Annotated in this window: 16 protein-coding genes, 2 tRNA genes and 1 pseudogene; 8 read left to right on the top strand and 11 right to left on the bottom strand. The window is 35.3% G+C overall.

The annotated features are described in order from the left end of the window. The first annotated feature begins 451 nt into the window (after window positions 1-451). Together OPR26_RS03290 and OPR26_RS03285 are read left to right on the top strand one after the other, a co-directional pair. Window positions 452-1,204 carry an IS5 family transposase gene (locus OPR26_RS03290; RefSeq protein ID WP_264702259.1) on the top strand — a complete coding sequence of 251 codons (753 nt, stop codon included), beginning with the start codon at window positions 452-454 and terminating at the stop codon, window positions 1,202-1,204. Further along, window positions 1,192-1,368: a hypothetical protein gene (locus OPR26_RS03285; RefSeq protein WP_265016221.1), complete on the top strand. Its 177-nt coding sequence runs from the start codon at window positions 1,192-1,194 to the stop codon at window positions 1,366-1,368. Before OPR26_RS03290 ends, OPR26_RS03285 begins: the two co-directional genes overlap by 13 nt. On the opposite strand, the pseudogene OPR26_RS07485 reads toward OPR26_RS03285, so the two are convergent. Continuing rightward, window positions 1,323-2,212, bottom strand: a pseudogene (locus tag OPR26_RS07485) (IS5 family transposase). The gene OPR26_RS03285 and the pseudogene OPR26_RS07485 overlap by 46 nt on opposite strands. Window positions 2,213-2,973: 761 nt before the next feature. Here OPR26_RS07485 and gatB point away from each other — a divergent pair. Continuing rightward, on the top strand, window positions 2,974-4,398 hold the full coding sequence (gatB, locus tag OPR26_RS03270) for an Asp-tRNA(Asn)/Glu-tRNA(Gln) amidotransferase subunit GatB (RefSeq protein ID WP_265016220.1): 1,425 nt from the start codon (window positions 2,974-2,976) through the stop codon (window positions 4,396-4,398). A 270-nt stretch (window positions 4,399-4,668) separates the two neighbouring features. Here the strand turns inward: gatB and OPR26_RS03265 are convergent, their stop codons facing one another. After that, window positions 4,669-5,421, bottom strand: a complete 753-nt coding sequence (locus OPR26_RS03265; RefSeq protein WP_264702259.1) for an IS5 family transposase — start codon at window positions 5,419-5,421, stop codon at window positions 4,669-4,671. A gap of 96 nt (window positions 5,422-5,517) precedes the next feature. On the opposite strand from OPR26_RS03265, the gene OPR26_RS07340 reads away from it, so the two are divergent. After that, complete coding sequence (locus tag OPR26_RS07340) at window positions 5,518-5,604, top strand: hypothetical protein (protein WP_406827612.1); 87 nt, start codon at window positions 5,518-5,520, stop codon at window positions 5,602-5,604. An 84-nt stretch (window positions 5,605-5,688) separates the two neighbouring features. Here the strand turns inward: OPR26_RS07340 and OPR26_RS07280 are convergent, their stop codons facing one another. From OPR26_RS07280 to OPR26_RS03240, 6 genes are all read right to left on the bottom strand, one after another. Next, on the bottom strand, window positions 5,689-6,108 hold the full coding sequence (locus tag OPR26_RS07280; protein WP_265031368.1) for a YqaA family protein: 420 nt from the start codon (window positions 6,106-6,108) through the stop codon (window positions 5,689-5,691). A 6-nt stretch (window positions 6,109-6,114) separates the two neighbouring features. Next, the gene (gene cysS, locus OPR26_RS03260) at window positions 6,115-7,488 is read right to left on the bottom strand and encodes a cysteine--tRNA ligase (protein ID WP_265016279.1); all 1,374 of its coding nucleotides are present in this window, start codon (window positions 7,486-7,488) and stop codon (window positions 6,115-6,117) included. Continuing rightward, on the bottom strand, window positions 7,481-8,137 hold the full coding sequence (locus tag OPR26_RS03255; RefSeq protein ID WP_265016219.1) for an exopolysaccharide biosynthesis protein: 657 nt from the start codon (window positions 8,135-8,137) through the stop codon (window positions 7,481-7,483). Before OPR26_RS03255 ends, cysS begins: the two co-directional genes overlap by 8 nt. Before the next feature lie 90 nt (window positions 8,138-8,227). Beyond that, window positions 8,228-8,884, bottom strand: a complete 657-nt coding sequence (locus OPR26_RS03250) for an exopolysaccharide biosynthesis protein (RefSeq protein ID WP_264735898.1) — start codon at window positions 8,882-8,884, stop codon at window positions 8,228-8,230. A 166-nt stretch (window positions 8,885-9,050) separates the two neighbouring features. Next, window positions 9,051-9,218, bottom strand: a complete 168-nt coding sequence (tatA, locus tag OPR26_RS03245; protein WP_006013840.1) for a twin-arginine translocase TatA — start codon at window positions 9,216-9,218, stop codon at window positions 9,051-9,053. 128 nt (window positions 9,219-9,346) lie between these two features. Further along, window positions 9,347-10,120 carry an ABC transporter ATP-binding protein gene (locus OPR26_RS03240; protein WP_265016218.1) on the bottom strand — a complete coding sequence of 258 codons (774 nt, stop codon included), beginning with the start codon at window positions 10,118-10,120 and terminating at the stop codon, window positions 9,347-9,349. A gap of 148 nt (window positions 10,121-10,268) precedes the next feature. On the opposite strand from OPR26_RS03240, the gene OPR26_RS03235 reads away from it, so the two are divergent. Together OPR26_RS03235 and lpdA are read left to right on the top strand one after the other, a co-directional pair. After that, window positions 10,269-10,345 (top strand) — tRNA-Arg (locus OPR26_RS03235). Between the two features lie 968 nt (window positions 10,346-11,313). Then, window positions 11,314-12,687 carry a dihydrolipoyl dehydrogenase gene (gene lpdA / locus OPR26_RS03230; protein WP_265016217.1) on the top strand — a complete coding sequence of 458 codons (1,374 nt, stop codon included), beginning with the start codon at window positions 11,314-11,316 and terminating at the stop codon, window positions 12,685-12,687. 5 nt (window positions 12,688-12,692) lie between these two features. Here the strand turns inward: lpdA and OPR26_RS03225 are convergent, their stop codons facing one another. Next, window positions 12,693-13,085, bottom strand: coding sequence for a hypothetical protein (locus OPR26_RS03225; RefSeq protein WP_265016216.1), 393 nt, complete (start codon window positions 13,083-13,085; stop codon window positions 12,693-12,695). A gap of 69 nt (window positions 13,086-13,154) precedes the next feature. On the opposite strand from OPR26_RS03225, the gene murG reads away from it, so the two are divergent. Further along, entirely contained in the window at window positions 13,155-14,186 is a 1,032-nt protein-coding gene (murG, locus tag OPR26_RS03220) for an undecaprenyldiphospho-muramoylpentapeptide beta-N-acetylglucosaminyltransferase (protein WP_265016215.1), read from the top strand. Here murG and gshB read toward each other — a convergent pair. Both gshB and OPR26_RS03210 read right to left on the bottom strand, forming a co-directional pair. After that, window positions 14,171-15,100, bottom strand: a complete 930-nt coding sequence (gene gshB / locus OPR26_RS03215; RefSeq protein WP_265016214.1) for a glutathione synthase — start codon at window positions 15,098-15,100, stop codon at window positions 14,171-14,173. The genes murG and gshB overlap by 16 nt on opposite strands. A gap of 60 nt (window positions 15,101-15,160) precedes the next feature. Beyond that, window positions 15,161-15,757 carry a BON domain-containing protein gene (locus tag OPR26_RS03210; RefSeq protein ID WP_265016213.1) on the bottom strand — a complete coding sequence of 199 codons (597 nt, stop codon included), beginning with the start codon at window positions 15,755-15,757 and terminating at the stop codon, window positions 15,161-15,163. Window positions 15,758-15,897: 140 nt separating this feature from the next. On the opposite strand from OPR26_RS03210, the gene OPR26_RS03205 reads away from it, so the two are divergent. Further along, window positions 15,898-15,979, top strand: a tRNA-Leu gene (locus OPR26_RS03205). The last annotated feature ends 68 nt before the right edge of the window (window positions 15,980-16,047 follow it).

The following is a 16,047-nucleotide window of genomic DNA, read 5'->3' as shown; positions in this document are numbered from 1 at the left end:
TATAAAAGTGTTGTGTTATAGCTAATGCTGATTCTACGTCATACCGCGATTCATTCCATAGCTGTACGAACATTGTGATTTGAGAGCAATTTCCATAAGGGAGGATGTCATCCCAGTGCTCCGACACTTGGATCCAGCCTTTCCATAATCATCAAAAACGTCGCATTTTAACATAAAACAGCTACTTTTATACTCACCAACTTAATAAAATTCCTGGATGCCAGTGTCAAGCACTGGCATGACACCCTAGGCTCTGTGGACAAAAAATATGAAAAGAGAGAAAAAGATGGTAGTTTAGCCTAATAGGTAAAAAATGGAGAAACTACCATATGCAATATTACATCAAAGAGGAAAATTGGAAACAAATTTTAGGCTCTGTGGACAAAAAATATGAAAAGAGAGAAAAAGATGGTAGTTTAGCCTAATAGGTAAAAAATGGAGAAACTACCATATGCAATATTACATCAAAGAGGAAAATTGGAAACAAATTTTAGAGTTCATAAAAAGCGTAAAAGGAATGCACAGCAAAGATGAAAAACGTTTAAGAATATTCATAGAGGCAGTGTGGTACATAGTGCGAAGTGGTTGCCAATGGAGACTTTTACCAAAAACTTATGGTAATTACAGGAGTATACATAAGCGATTTAAAAGATGGTGTGAAAGAGATGTCTGGAAAAAATTGCTTGAATATACTAAACAAGAGCCTGATTTAGAAGTTGCTATAATCGACGGTACGATCATCCGAGCCCATCCATGTTCATCTGGATATACAAAAAACTCCAAGGATCAAGAAGCTTTAGGGAGGAGCAAAGGTGGCTTTACAACTAAAATACATGCGCTTGTCGATGCACTTGGAAATCCACTTAAATTTACTCTGACTCCTGGTCAAAGAAATGAAATTACGCAGGCACAAGTGTTGACCGAAAGTATCTATAACTCTACTGTAGTAGCTGACAAGGGCTACGATAGCAATGCCTTTGTTACAAGTCTTGAAGACAAGGGATGTACAGTAGTTATTCCGCCAAAACGGAATCGAAAAGTGCAAAGGTATTACGATGAGCATATCTACAAAGAACGTCATTTGATTGAGTGTTTTTTTGGTAAAATTAAAAATTTTAGGCGCATTTTTTCCAGATTTGATAAAACTGCTGAGGTTTTTATGGGTTTTCTCAATTTTGTTGGAGCTCTTGTATGGCTTCTCTAAAATTTTGTCCACAGAGCCTAGTGGTAGGCTCAAATCACAATGTTCGTACAGTTGTGAACTGGATCCCAGTGGGCTTTGTTGCATCGCACCTTATACTGGTAGTAATTTACGATAAATATCATGTAGCCATTTCAAATTTAGCCATACCAATTTCAGTAAATTGATTAAGCAAATAGCACTTAATCAGCAATTCTTTTTCGCGATTTACTTCGGATTTATTCCTAAAGCTGAATCCAAATATTTGCTTTAATCTTGAGAAAAACCCTTCAATATAAGATCTTTTCCCATAATTTACTTCTTTTTTCCATTCTTTCACGCCATCTTCACCGTATAATTTTATTAACCTAATAGCAGCATTTCTGTCAGACATATAATCTATTTCTGGATGTTCTGCCGCATTGTTTATTGGTGGAATTTTTGCCTTTATATCATATTCGTTACACAATTTATAAAACTTGTGCCTATCATATGCCCTATCTGCATATAGTGCTTTTATGACATGAACTTCTTTAAGCAAATCGCAAGCTCCATAGTGATCAGACCGTTACTGTATTTTACAGCTATGGCTTTTTTGCAGTTTATATTCAACATTACATGCAATTTTCTTGTCTGTTCATAGCCACTCTGTCAGCGCTATTTTCCTTCAGGGGTATTGTTGTAAATGCTGATACCTGTACTATCTATAGCAATTTCGATGTCTTCCATATTATTTTCTGCAATCATTGATCTTAATATTAAGTTTCTTTTGATGCTTGTGAATAGCTGCAAATCTCTTCCTATTTGTTGCAGATATCCTTTTATAAACCCCACCGTTTGTCTTAAACCAATTCTAAAAAGATTGACAATTATATGCACCAAAATCACAACTTTATCACTGTAAATATAGTTGCCGCCTTGCATTTTTGGACTATTTTCATACCAATTTTCTATGGCTTCATTGATATAATGAAAAATATTTCCTCTTTCCTGGAGAAATTTGTTATATTCATTTTGGTTACTGACTTTCATTTTCTGTGGCATATTTTTTCTTCAACAGTTAAATGGTTATTTATAATGAATTTTGTCAGTAGCCACCAGATTTTTTCGGTTGCTACGCAACAAAGCCATCCCAGTGTCAGCTACTCGGATGACATCATCCTTTTTTTGGGATTCCAGCGTCACGCGCTGACCTCTCTTGGGCTCTCTTAGCCATAAATATTTAAGAAATTTACCAAGTGAAAAAAAAGGCAAAAGAAGCCCCGTGGTTGGCTAATTACTTACATTATACTTTCAAGTATGGCGTTTTTTTATTCTAAACGTTTAATAACCGCGATTCAGCTGCTTTTAAGCCGCAACTAACCTAAATTATAAACATTAAGAAATTTACTAAACAGAAAAAAAGGCAAAAGAAACCCTAGGGTAGCTAGTTATTCACTATCCATTTTTTAAGTTGGCGTTTTTTTATGTTTTAAATGCTTTATAAGCGCATTTTAGCTTATATTAGGTAAAAACCTAGAAGTTTTATAAAGACATAAGGTGCACATAGTGCAAAAAATTAAACATGAGACGCCAGATACGTGAGTTTTTTTGTCATTTAATCTGTACAGAGAAGATAAATAAATAGCTTCATTTTCATGATAAGGGGGCTGGCGAAGGGTGTCAAGCAAGTTTTGCATTTAATCCGTTTCTATGGGTAGAACAATCTGCATACCACTTAGCTAACATGAGTTTTGTTTTGACTTTTTGTGTTAATTTTGCAGAATATTAAGATTATCATTTAAATAAAATACATGACGAAAGAGGATTGGGAAGCGGTAATTGGGCTTGAGGTGCATGCTCAAGTTTCTTCTAATACGAAGCTATTTTCTAGCTCATCAACGGAGTTTGGTGCTGAGCATAACACTCAAGTTTCTCTAGTTGATGCGGCAATGCCAGGTACGCTGCCAATACTAAATTATTACTGCATAGAGCAAGCAATACGCACCGGTCTTGCACTTTCTGCAGAAATTAATAAGTGTTCTTACTTTGATCGGAAAAATTATTTTTATCCTGATTTACCGCAAGGTTACCAGATAACCCAATTTTTTGAGCCAATAGTTAAAAATGGTAGAGTATTTATCAACGACAATGAAAAGGAAATAAGAATTGCGAGAATTCATTTAGAGCAAGATGCAGGAAAGAGCGTTCATGAGGAAAACAAAACTTATGTGGATTTAAATCGTGCAGGGGTTGCTTTAATGGAAATTGTTTCAGAACCAGATCTCCGTTCATCTGCAGAAGCTGCAGAATGCATGAAAAGATTGAGGCAGATTTTGCGTTACATTGGTTCATGTGATGGTGATATGGAAAAGGGATCACTTCGTTGTGATGCAAATGTTTCTGTCCGCCTAAAAGGCAGTAGCACATTTGGCACTCGTTGTGAGATAAAAAATCTGAACTCGATACGTTATATTGTGCAAGCTATAGACTATGAAATACAAAGACAAATTGAAATTTTAGAAGGTGGGGAAGAAATAAGTCAAGATACCTTATTGTTTGACGTTGCTTCGGGAAAAACAAAAGTGATGCGAAACAAAGAAGATGCAAGCGACTATAGATACTTCCCTGAGCCTGATTTATTACCTGTTGAGGTAAGCCAGGAGAAAATTGATTTAATTCAATCATCTTTGCCTGAGTTGCCAGAGCAGAAAAAGCAGCGATACATTGAAAAATTAGGTATCAACGAATACGATGCGGATGTTATTACTTCCGATAAAGCAACCGCTGATTACTTTGAGGAATTGATAAAAAAACATGATTCAAAGCTCGCGGTTACCTGGTTAACTGTAGAGCTTTTCGGTCGTTTGAATAAAGCAGGTATTGATATTGTGAGCTCTCCAATCAAAGCGGATGCTTTGTCCGAGCTCTTAGATTTTATCGTTGATGGAACAATCTCTGCTAAACTTGGCAAACAAGTGTTCGATAGTATGTTTGAAACTGGCAAACCTGCATCTTCAATTATAGAAGAGCAAGACCTAAAGCAAATAATCGATAAAGGTCAAATATCAGAAGTTATCGACACAATCATCAATAGCAACCAAGATAAAGTTCAAGAATACAAAAGCGGTAAAACAAGATTATACGGATTCTTTGTCGGTGAAGTTATGAAACTTACCAAAGGAAAAGCCAGCCCCGATGTGGTGAATTCAATTTTGAGTGAAAGATTAAGTAATTAGTCACATTTTTTTATTTACATAACAGCACATCTCGTAGATATTCCAAGGTCTTTGTTACGATATCTGTATATCATGACATATAACTTTTTTACTATTTGTCGGTACTATTTTTAAAATTATGTGAGGTTGAGGATGCTTGAAACTTATCCTGTTTGTGGGTCAAAATGCTCTCGCCATGGTATTGACTATCAAGAGTTGTGGCTCATATTATTTCTCATGCGTGTGATGGATAAAAAATGTCCTTTCCGCCTAGGCTCTGTGGACAAAATTTTAGAGAAGCCATACAAGAGCTCCAACAAAATTGAGAAAACCCATAAAAACCTCAGCAGTTTTATCAAATCTGGAAAAAATGCGCCTAAAATTTTTAATTTTACCAAAAAAACACTCAATCAAATGACGTTCTTTGTAGATATGCTCATCGTAATACCTTTGCACTTTTCGATTCCGTTTTGGCGGAATAACTACTGTACATCCCTTGTCTTCAAGACTTGTAACAAAGGCATTGCTATCGTAGCCCTTGTCAGCTACTACAGTAGAGTTATAGATACTTTCGGTCAACACTTGTGCCTGCGTAATTTCATTTCTTTGACCAGGAGTCAGAGTAAATTTAAGTGGATTTCCAAGTGCATCGACAAGCGCATGTATTTTAGTTGTAAAGCCACCTTTGCTCCTCCCTAAAGCTTCTTGATCCTTGGAGTTTTTTGTATATCCAGATGAACATGGATGGGCTCGGATGATCGTACCGTCGATTATAGCAACTTCTAAATCAGGCTCTTGTTTAGTATATTCAAGCAATTTTTTCCAGACATCTCTTTCACACCATCTTTTAAATCGCTTATGTATACTCCTGTAATTACCATAAGTTTTTGGTAAAAGTCTCCATTGGCAACCACTTCGCACTATGTACCACACTGCCTCTATGAATATTCTTAAACGTTTTTCATCTTTGCTGTGCATTCCTTTTACGCTTTTTATGAACTCTAAAATTTGTTTCCAATTTTCCTCTTTGATGTAATATTGCATATGGTAGTTTCTCCATTTTTTACCTATTAGGCTAAACTACCATCTTTTTCTCTCTTTTCATATTTTTTGTCCACAGAGCCTAAGAATAATAGGGGAATGACAGCATTACATTATGCCACTGATTTTGATCATAGGGATCTTGTGGAATTGCTTTTAGCTCATGGTGCATCCCGTGACTATTGAAATTTTGCATTTAATTTATAGCTCCGCTTCTATCAGGGCATAGGATGACAGAAGTGGGCTTTAATAGCTGCAGTACTATAGCTGTTATACGCCAAAAGTAAGTATTAGATATAACAAATAGAAGAAATTAGATAGAATGATTAAAGGGGCAAGGATATAAAGGTTTAACTTGAAATAACCTGATAAAATTTGAATCACACTTCCAAGTGCTGGCACCCACGAAAGTAATGCAACTGCACAAATCAGTAGATTTCTTACGATTTTTGGTGTTTTATGCTCGTTCTCTAGTTTGTGGTATGATTTTCGTATAGAGATTGTTATTCTACCTAAGTACCAATTAACTATTCCACCAAGGCTTGATCCTAGTACTCCAAAAAATAACATAAGTAGTGGAGTGTAATACGACCTGAAATAAAGCATGGTATTGAACACAAAACCTTGATGTATGGGTAAGACTAATGATGATACTAGACTATCTGTGAATAACAGAAAGTAATTTTCCATATGAGTTTACCAGGTTGTTGTACCATCTTCATTGTCAGAAATTGTAATCCCCATTTGTTTCAACTGATCCCTTATTTTGTCTGCAGTATTATAATCTTTATTTTGTTTTGCTACTCTTCTTAAATCTATCAATCTTTCTATTTCTTGATGACTCACACCAGCAGCAAACCACTCTTGATAACTTGACTCAAGAAGACCAATAAATCTGGCGCTCTTAACAAAACTCTCAGTTAATTTAAGCTTTTCACTTTCATTACTCATTTTGTTAATTTTTGCAGCCATTTCATGTAATATAGCTAGAGCTTCAGGAATGTTTAAGTCGTTTTTTAAAGCGTCTATAAAATCTTCAGAAATCTCTGCGTTACTTTCATCAATATTTATTGTATCTAAACCACGTGATAGCCGATAAAATTTATTTAAGGTTTCCTGTGCGTCAGAAATAACGTTTTCTGTCCAATCAAGTGGTTTTCTGTAGTGAGTTTTGAGCAGTGCATAGCGTATTACTTCACCCTTTATTCCACTATCTAGCAAATCCCTTACTTTGACTATATTAAATAAGGACTTGCTCATTTTTTCTTCATTTACTGTAAGAAAGCCGTTATGTATCCAGTATTTTGCAAACATTGATCCAGCAAATGCAGACTTACTCTGTGCAATTTCATTTTCATGGTGAGGAAATTGTAAATCTATGCCGCCACCATGAATATCAAAATCTTTGCCAAGGTAAGCATATGACATTGCTGAGCATTCTATATGCCATCCAGGCCTGCCCTCTCCCCATGGGCTATCCCAATAACTTGAAAGTTTGTAGTCAATATCACTTGCAGGCTTCCACAGCACAAAATCTCCAGGGTGCTTTTTATTTTCATTAACTTCAACTCTGCTACCTGGAACCAATTCATCAGTTTTTTTTCCTGATAAAGCACCATACTCATAGTAAGATTCTATATTAAAATACACGTGTTTGTCAGATTCGTAAGCGTGGCCCGATTGCAGCAAATGTTCAATTAATTCTATAATATAATCTACGTTTTCCGTTGCTTTTGGCTCGTGTGTTGGCTCTGCACAATTTATGCTTTCCATATCATCATGAAAAGCTTTAATGTAATATGTGGTTATACTTTCTATGTTGCTATTTTTTTCACTTGCTGCATTAATTATCTTATCATCAATGTCGGTTATGTTACGCACGTAGGTAACTTTGCCATAACAAAACTTAAGTAGCTGAAATAACACATCATACACAACAACAGAACGTGCATTGCCTATATGTGCTGTGTCATATGCTGTTGGTCCGCAAACATACATTTTCACATGATCTTGATCGATTGGTGTAAAAAGTTCCTTTTTTTTTGTTAAGGTGTTGTAAAGCCTAACCATATACGAAGCTTTTGAGAAAAGAAAATGCCCCAATGATAAGTTGTGGCCCTTTGACTACTACAACAAGAGTAAGCAATAGCCCACACAATGATATTAAAACTCCCAATATGGATAAAAATCCATCTTTACTCATAATGCCAAGCGAAATAAGAGTCGTACCAATTGCAGGAATGAAGTTGGTAAGAGGCAATGGAAGAGCTATCGATAATGCAGAAAGCAACATTACAAAAGCTAAAATCTTTTCACCTGGCCCATAGAAAATAAAAGACATTCTTGGTCTCATGAACTTTTCTATTTTTTTTAATGCTGGAGAAGTTTTTTCCACCACAAGAGCTAGTGTTGAACGCTGAAAAGATTTTCTTTCTAGCCAACTGGGCATCCAAGGAGAATCAAATCCAAATAAAAGCTGCAGTGAGAATAAGATTAAAGGTATAGAAAGAATAGTTGTATAACCAGGTGGAACCGGTATAGGCACCGATAGCGGCAAGGAGAAGATGATTATTAAAATACCAAAACCGCGTTCATGCAAAGCTGTTTTAATGTCAAACAAAGTTACTTTATCGCTATCATTGTTATTGGTATCTGCAACCTCTTTTAGAATATCAGAAGCTAATTTATCACTTTTAGTCAACTTATCATTTTTTGACACGAAAAACCTTTGATAAAAATAATTCTTAACACAATTATTGTTTTATTTCAATATGCATTATTCATTTTGTGCTAGTAATTCGTTCTTTTGTTAAAGTGTTGTAAAGCTTTTAAGAAGAGAAAGTGCTCCGGTTATAAGTTGTGGTCCTTTGACTATTACAACAAGAGTGAGCAACAATGCACACAATGACACTAAAACTCCCAATATGGATAGAAACCCGTCTTTACTCATAATACCAAGTGAAATAAGAGTTGTGCCAATTGCAGGAAGGAAGTGAGTAAAAGGTAATGGAAGAGCTATTATTATTGCACAAAGCAACATCATAAAAGCCAGAATCTTCTCACCAGGCCCATAGAAAATGAAAGATAGTCTTGGCTTCATGAATTTTTCTATTTTTTCTAATACAGGGGAAGTTTTCTCTACCACAAGAGCTAGTGTTGAACGCTGAAAAGATCTTCTTTCTAGCCAACTGGGCATCCAAGGAGAATCAAATCCAAATAGAAGCTGCAGTGAGAATAAGATTAAAGGTATAGAAAGAATAGTTGTATAACCAGGTGGAACCGGTATAGGCACCGATAGCGGCAAGGAGAAGATGATTATTAAAATACCAAAACCGCGCTCATGCAAAGCTGTTTTAATGTCAAACAAAGTTACTTTATCGCTATCATTGTTATTGGTATCTGCAACCTCTTTTAGAATATCAGAAGCTAGTTTTTTATCTTTAGTTAGTTTCTCACTTTTTTGCACAATTATCCTTTAATAAAATATTCCTCCTAAGCTAACATAGTTGTTGCTGTATTTCAATATTTGTTATTTATTTCATACCAACACTTCATCTCTTTCATTCTTTAACCTGACTAAGTTTTTAAACAGATGACATGCACTAAGGTGCATGTCACGAAGTATGAGGACGCTAACGATCTGGTTCATTAGACGATAATTTTTCTGAGTCCTTAAGCTCCTGTTTAAGGTTTTTGATGCCTTTTCCTAAATCACCCATAACTTGCGGTAATCTGCCTGCACCAAACAGAACTAAAATTATTATTAAGACTAGAAACAATTGCCATGGTCCTAAACTCATTTTCACCTCCATTTAAAATATTGACCTTTAAATATTAAAACTTGACTAGTGTCAAGTAACACATAGATTATATCACCTTTATTTAATTATAAATCAAGGTTTTTTAATTATTTTATAACAATCCCAAACTAGATTATTTTCTTGCAGCGAATAAGTGGAAACTTTTCGCTTAACTGTAGAGTAGAAGAGAGCTCACTAAAAAACTTTGCTAGCGTATCGTCTTTAGGCTTATGGTATATATCGCTAGAAACTCCTGATTGAATAATTTTACCATTTTTCATTACGTAGATAAAATCTGCAACTTTCAATGCTTCTTGCGGGTCATGAGTTACCATTAGCACAGGGATATTTTTACTTCTAAAAAGGGACAATATATGTTGTCTTATTCGGCACTTGAGCAGTATATCTAAATTAGAAAATGGTTCATCTAACAACACAACATCAGGGTTTTGTGCCATCACTCTTGCTATTGCAACTAATTGTTGCTGTCCTCCAGATAAGGCGTTAGGGTACATATTTTCATATTTTTCTATATTGAGTAACTTCAAGATTTCCAATGCAATTAGGTGCTTTTCTTTCTTGGAAGAGCTGCGGATAGCAAAGGTTATATTTTCTACTACTGTTTTATGAGGAAATAATGCAGAATGCTGAAAAATCAATCCGATATTTCTATGTTCTATAGCGACTGATGCCTTATTGCTTGCAACTAACCTATCATTTATAAAAATAGTTCCAGATTTTGGATTTTCTATCCCTGCAATTAATTTCAAAATTGTTGACTTGCCACAGCCAGAATGCCCCAATAAACATGCAACACTTCCTTTTTTTACTTTAATGTTTATATTGCTTAAAGCAAAGTCGTCTTGATTGTTATAGAAATAACCAATGTTGTTAACTAGCATTAATCTTACTTAAACCATGTTATTAAATATAATAGCATTATACTCAAGAAGTACAGAAATATTTCTTGTCGTCATAAATTGGTTATGCAAGAAATCTAGAAAAGAGAAGGATTTTTTGCTATAACTTTACATAAATGGTAGAAAACATGGGACTATAGCTCAGCAGGATAGAGCGTTGGACTCCTAATCCGAAGGTCGTGCGTTCGAATCGCACTAGTCCCACCACATTAAATTTCATGGAGATTTTTTTTCACAAATACACACACCTATTCCAGTGTCAAGCACTGGAATCTCGGCAACCCCTACGTCATACCGCCGCGGTATCTCTAGATCCCGCTAACAAGCAGCGGGATGACGAGATGCCACCGCGAACCGTCATACCGCGATTCATTCGCGGTATCTCTTAGCATAGATCCCGCTAACACGTAGCGGGATGACGGTTGTCAGGGTGTCATCCGAGTAGCCCCTTTTTTGTCATCCCAGTGCCCAGACACTGGGATCCAGCTTCTTTTTTTCTAGATCCCAGTGTCAGCTACTCGGATGACACCCTACTTAACCGTCATACCGCCGCGGTATCTCTTAACATAGATCCCTTACTTAACCGTCATACCTTAACATAGATCCCGCTAACACGTAGCGGGATGACGATTGTCGTTTAGCCATAAATATTAAGGAATTTACCAAATAAAAAAAAAGGCAAAAGAAACCCTAGTCATTGTCTATTTTCAGTATTGGCGTTTTTTAAGTCTTAAACGCTGCAATTTAGCTGCTTTTAAATGCAACTAACCTTAGCTATAAATGTTTAAGAAATTTACTAGGCAGAAAAAAAGGCAAAGAAAACCCGTGGTAGCTAGTTATTACACTCTCTATTTTAAAATTTGACGTTGGGTGATGTCTTGAACGCTTTATAAGCGCGTTTCAGCTTGTATAGGTAAAAACCTAGAAATTTGATAAAGACATACGGTGCACATAGTGCAAAGAATTAAACAATAGTACGCCAAATACAAGTTTTCTTGTCATTTTAATCTGCTGCAGAGATTGCGAAGTTAAATAAAATAGCTTCAGTTTCATGATAAGGGGGCTGGCGAGGTTTGTCAAGCAAGTTTTTTCGTTTCTATGTTGTCAGCTACCTGAATATTGATCATACGGGTTCCATCTGTTATATATAATCTTTTTGAATACGAAGAAAACTGATGAATGAGTATGATATTACGGTTATAGGTAGCGGTCCTGGTGGTTATATAGCGGCAATTAGGGCGGCACAGCTTGGGTTTAAAACTGCAATTGTGGAAAAAGAAAAAAATTTAGGCGGTATATGCTTAAATTGGGGATGTATACCAACAAAATCACTGCTTAGAGCATCTGAGGTTTATAGGCTAATAAAAAGATCAAAAGAGTTTGGTATAGAAGTAAAGGGAGCGGGTTTTGATATACAATCAATAGTGAAATACTCAAGAAACGTTGTTGATAAATTATCAAGTGGCGTTGCATATTTGATGAAAAAAAATAACATCAAAGTTCATCAAGGTTTTGGTAAACTTGCAGGCAATAGTACTATAAAAGTCGTTAGCGATAAGGAAGAACAAGAAATTGTTTCCAAGCATATCATTTTAGCAACAGGCGTGAGGGCACGGAATCTGCCTGGAATAGAGGCAGATGGAGATTTAATATGGAATGCGCAGCATGCTATGACTCCAGAGAGATTACCAAAATCGCTACTAATTATAGGGTCTGGTGCAATTGGAATAGAGTTTGCAAGTTTTTATAGTACTTTGGGAGTTGATGTAACAATTGTAGAGGTAAAAGACAGTATTTTGCCGCTGGAGGATAAAGACATTTCAGATTTAGCACAAGAAATATTCACAAAACAGGGAATAAAAATATATACAAGCAGTAGCGTAAAAGCTCTTACTAAAAGTAAAGACTCTGCTCAAGTGCTACTAAGTAGTGGTGAAAGCAAAGAATTTGATAGGGTGATTGTTGCAGTTGGAATTCAAGCAAATATTGAAAATATAGGTTTAGAAAATACAAAAATTAAATTAAGCCCTTCTGGCTTTATTGAAACGAATGAATGGTATGAAACTAGTGAATCAAATGTGTATGCAATAGGTGATGTAGCTGGCCCACCATGTCTAGCACATAAAGCGAGCCATGAAGCCGTGATCTGCATTGAAAAGATTGCTGGTAAAAATGCTCATGCGTTAAAAAAAGAATGCATACCAAATTGCACTTATTCTCATCCACAAATAGCGAGCATCGGCCTTACTGAGGAACAGGCAATAAAAGGTGGGTATGATATAAAAATAGGAAAATTTCACTCTAACTTTAATGGTAAGTCTGTTGCACTCAGTGAAACTGAAGGGTTAGTGAAAACAATTATAGACAAAAAGACAGGCGAACTTCTGGGTAGCCACATGATAGGTGCAGAAGTAACGGAGTTAATTAGCAATTTTGCTCTTGCAAAGCAACTAGAAGGAACAGACTTCGACATAAAATCTACGATTTTTCCTCATCCAACCATTTCAGAGATGATACACGAATCAGTGCTTGCTGCAGATGTTAAATAGTTGAACTAACGTTCCATCGTTTTAGAGTTGTCAATGTCTTGAGTAGTAGTTTGATTAGGCACTTTAGTTTCAATAGATTGATTACCACCAGCATCAGAATTCTGTAACTCTTCTTTCAATCCCTTAGCTGCTTCTTTGACTTTAAGCTTTGCCTTTGGATGAAGATCTTCTGGGCCTTTTCCTTTAGTATCCAAACCTTGTTGTAGATTAGTGCCTTTCATTTTATTATGCTGCTCGTGTTCAGGTAGGTCAACAACCGAATTGAAAAGAATTTTTATTATATTTTTTAGCAGTTCTAAAAAACCTCCGCTTCTGCCTTCTCTTTGTTCTTGAGATTTATTTTTCTCATTAGGTTCTTTTTTACTATTACTTTTAGGCATTTTTAACTCAACTATCATAAAGCTTAATAAAATTCTACGTGCAAATTGTTAAATAACAGTTAACAATCTAGGATTTATTATTTACAGATGGATATTATTTTAGCAACAGGTGGCACAGGTGGGCATATCTTTCCGGCCATAGCTTTAGCAAAAGCACTAAAGACACAAGGATACAATTGCATATTATTCACTGATAAAAAAACAAATAAAAATACCGACATAGAAAGCTACACCTTACCATTACGTAGATCAAGCGGCAACAAATTTAAGTTTTTCCTTTTCTTGATATACAGCTCTGTGTTAGCACTGTATCAAGTAAGAAAATTAAAACCAAAATCGGTCATTGGTTTTGGTAGCTATGCTTCTTTTCCAACTCTTCTTGCAGCAAGAGTTCTTTCTATACCTATAATTTTACATGAACAAAACACAGTTTTAGGGAGAGTAAATAGATTCTTTTTCAAGAGTGCAAAATTAATTGCAACCAGCTTTCCGGAGACTAAATATGCAGAGGGCAATAAATGTATTTTTACAGGAAATTTTGTTGATATAAAAGCACAGAGCCATTCTAGCACTGAGAAAATCCTAAATATATTGGTCATAGCAGGCAGCCAAGGTGCAAATTTTTTTGATGATGTAGTAAGCAGCGTAATTTGTGATTTACCTATTAAAATGAAAAAGAAAATTAGAGTGACGCAGCAATGTACGAAGAAAAATGTAAACAAGGTCAAGAGTCTATACAAAAGTGAAAAGATCGATTGTGAATTGAGTGAATTTTTTGATGATATGGAGAATAGACTGGCCAATGCTCACTTGGTAATTAGCAGAGCAGGAGCAACTTCAATAGCAGAGATCACTCTTGCTAGGCGTTCTGCTATATATATTCCTTATCCTTACTCAAAAGATAATCACCAATTTTATAACGCAAAATATATTGAAGACTCGAGAGCAGCTATAATAGTTGAGCAGAATAGTGAAGCAAAAAAAAATCTAACAGAGGTACTATTTGATCTATTAAATAATTCTCAAAAATTGCGTGATATGACCAATAGTACAGAAAAAACAGGGATAAAGAATGGGACTACTGAGTTTGTTAAGGTGATTGTTCACAGGTTTAGTTGATGGCTGCTTGCTTTTTCTTCAAACACGTTCCAAAGATCCTTTTCTAGCGATATATTGTACAATTTATTGATATAAACTACTCCCGTGGGTGAAGTTGTGTTAATTTCGAGCAGGAAGTCATCTATAATATCAATACCAACAAATATTAGCCCTCTTTTCTTTAATTCAGGACCAATTTTGTTACATATTTCATTGTCTCTATCGTTCATTTGAGCGGGCTCAAAACTTGCTCCAAGTCGCATGTTTGTTCTGATCTCTCCACTGATTTTTGGAATTCGTTTCATTACACCAATTGGTTGGCCATAAAGTAGCAATATTCTTTTATCTTTATCTATGTTTTTACAAAATGATTGTGCAATCACAGGGCATTCGTATTTTGCTATCATGAGATCCACTACTACTTGAATACTATTCTCATCTTGTATTCTTATTACATCATTTCCGCCATAGCTATACAATGGCTTCAGAATAATATCTTGATAGTTGTGATAAAAATCTCTAATCATCGATATATTTTCAGTGATCAAAGTCGGCGGAATTAGTTCTGGAAATAATGAAGTTATCAATTTTTCAGGACAATTTCTTATTTCTGTTGGATTGTTAATTACCAATGCGCTGGTTTTTTCTAAGATATATGTTGTTGTAATGTAACGCATATCAAAGGGTGGATCCTGTCTGATAAATATGATGTCCATTTCATTCAAGTTGATAGCTACATCTTTTTTGGAGATAAAACTAAAATCATCAACACTGACTTTCTGAGCCAGAGCAATTGGATGGTTTAGCTTTAGTGCTAAATTGTTAGGAGCATAGACAAAAACTTCGTGCTTCCTCCTTTGTGCTTCCTTTATTAGCACGAATGTAGTGTCAGTTTTAAAATTTATATTTTCATCCATCTGAAAGGCAACTTTCATTTATGTTCTCTACCTATTGTCACAACTGTACAAATGTTATAATTCGAAGGCGATTTTTGCCTAATGGCGTAATTTACTGTACCTATATCGTACATAACTTACAACTTGTTTTACTCCCTTTACTTTTCTTGCAATTGATATTACAGCTTTTAATTCCGTTTTATTTTGGGCTATACCCATCAAATAAACAACTCTATCAACCGTATTAACGCTATAATTAATTGATTTAATATTTCTTTTCCCCAAAAGTCTTGTTCTTATTTCCGCTGTTATCATGCCATCTACAGTAGTGTCTAGCATGGAAGCCATTTGAATTGGTATTACTCTTATTTCATTTATCACTTCTTTAATTTCTTTTTGCTGCCAAGCTATTTTTTCTGCTGTAAGTTGTTTTTCAGGAGTGTCAACACTTCCAATGAGCAATACTCTTCCTTCACTTACTTTAACCTTTATGGATGAAAATAGCCCATGTTTTAAGAGCCCCTTATTAATTCTGATGATCATAGTTGTATCATCAATGATATTTCCCAAGGATTTGTCCTGCATTGTTATTGCTGTTGCTGTCGCTGTAGCCACCACACCACCTATTATAAGGGTTGTGCAACCACTTTGTGTAATCAAAAAAATTGCGAGTAAGAAGCTTGTTATTAATCTCATTATTGATTTTCAGGATTTAGAGCTTTCATTAAGAAATGTTAATAAGCTTTTTTGATTGTGTAAATACTATAAATTAAGTAAGACTTTAAACCTTGAATATTTTTAATGGAATACCTATAATAGGGTACTGAAAATTTCTTGCGGATATGGCGGAATTGGTAGACGTGCCAGGTTTAGGTCCTGGTGAGCTTGCTCGTGGGGGTTCAAGTCCCTCTATCCGCACTTTAAAGTCATGTAACTTAGGTTTTAAGGGAAAATTTATAATCACTAAATACACTTTTGTTTGTATA

Origin of the sequence: Wolbachia endosymbiont (group A) of Anoplius nigerrimus, assembly GCF_947251795.1 — a bacterium.
Classification (GTDB): Bacteria; Pseudomonadota; Alphaproteobacteria; order Rickettsiales; family Anaplasmataceae; genus Wolbachia.
This window is presented reverse-complemented; position numbering and strand designations above follow the sequence as displayed.

Bases quoted from the DNA above. Each gene is read 5' to 3' on its own strand.
- OPR26_RS03290 (WP_264702259.1), top strand. From the start codon at position 452: ATGCAATATTACATCAAAGAGGAAAATTGGAAACAAATTTTAGAGTTC.
- OPR26_RS03285 (WP_265016221.1), top strand. From the start codon at position 1,192: ATGGCTTCTCTAAAATTTTGTCCACAGAGCCTAGTGGTAGGCTCAAAT.
- gatB (WP_265016220.1), top strand. From the start codon at position 2,974: ATGACGAAAGAGGATTGGGAAGCGGTAATTGGGCTTGAGGTGCATGCT.
- OPR26_RS03265 (WP_264702259.1), bottom strand. From the start codon at position 5,421: ATGCAATATTACATCAAAGAGGAAAATTGGAAACAAATTTTAGAGTTC.
- OPR26_RS07340 (WP_406827612.1), top strand. From the start codon at position 5,518: ATGACAGCATTACATTATGCCACTGATTTTGATCATAGGGATCTTGTG.
- OPR26_RS07280 (WP_265031368.1), bottom strand. From the start codon at position 6,108: ATGGAAAATTACTTTCTGTTATTCACAGATAGTCTAGTATCATCATTA.
- cysS (WP_265016279.1), bottom strand. From the start codon at position 7,488: ATGGTTAGGCTTTACAACACCTTAACAAAAAAAAAGGAACTTTTTACA.
- tatA (WP_006013840.1), bottom strand. From the start codon at position 9,218: ATGAGTTTAGGACCATGGCAATTGTTTCTAGTCTTAATAATAATTTTA.
- OPR26_RS03240 (WP_265016218.1), bottom strand. From the start codon at position 10,120: ATGCTAGTTAACAACATTGGTTATTTCTATAACAATCAAGACGACTTT.
- lpdA (WP_265016217.1), top strand. From the start codon at position 11,314: ATGAATGAGTATGATATTACGGTTATAGGTAGCGGTCCTGGTGGTTAT.
- OPR26_RS03225 (WP_265016216.1), bottom strand. From the start codon at position 13,085: ATGATAGTTGAGTTAAAAATGCCTAAAAGTAATAGTAAAAAAGAACCT.
- murG (WP_265016215.1), top strand. From the start codon at position 13,155: ATGGATATTATTTTAGCAACAGGTGGCACAGGTGGGCATATCTTTCCG.
- gshB (WP_265016214.1), bottom strand. From the start codon at position 15,100: ATGAAAGTTGCCTTTCAGATGGATGAAAATATAAATTTTAAAACTGAC.
- OPR26_RS03210 (WP_265016213.1), bottom strand. From the start codon at position 15,757: ATGAGATTAATAACAAGCTTCTTACTCGCAATTTTTTTGATTACACAA.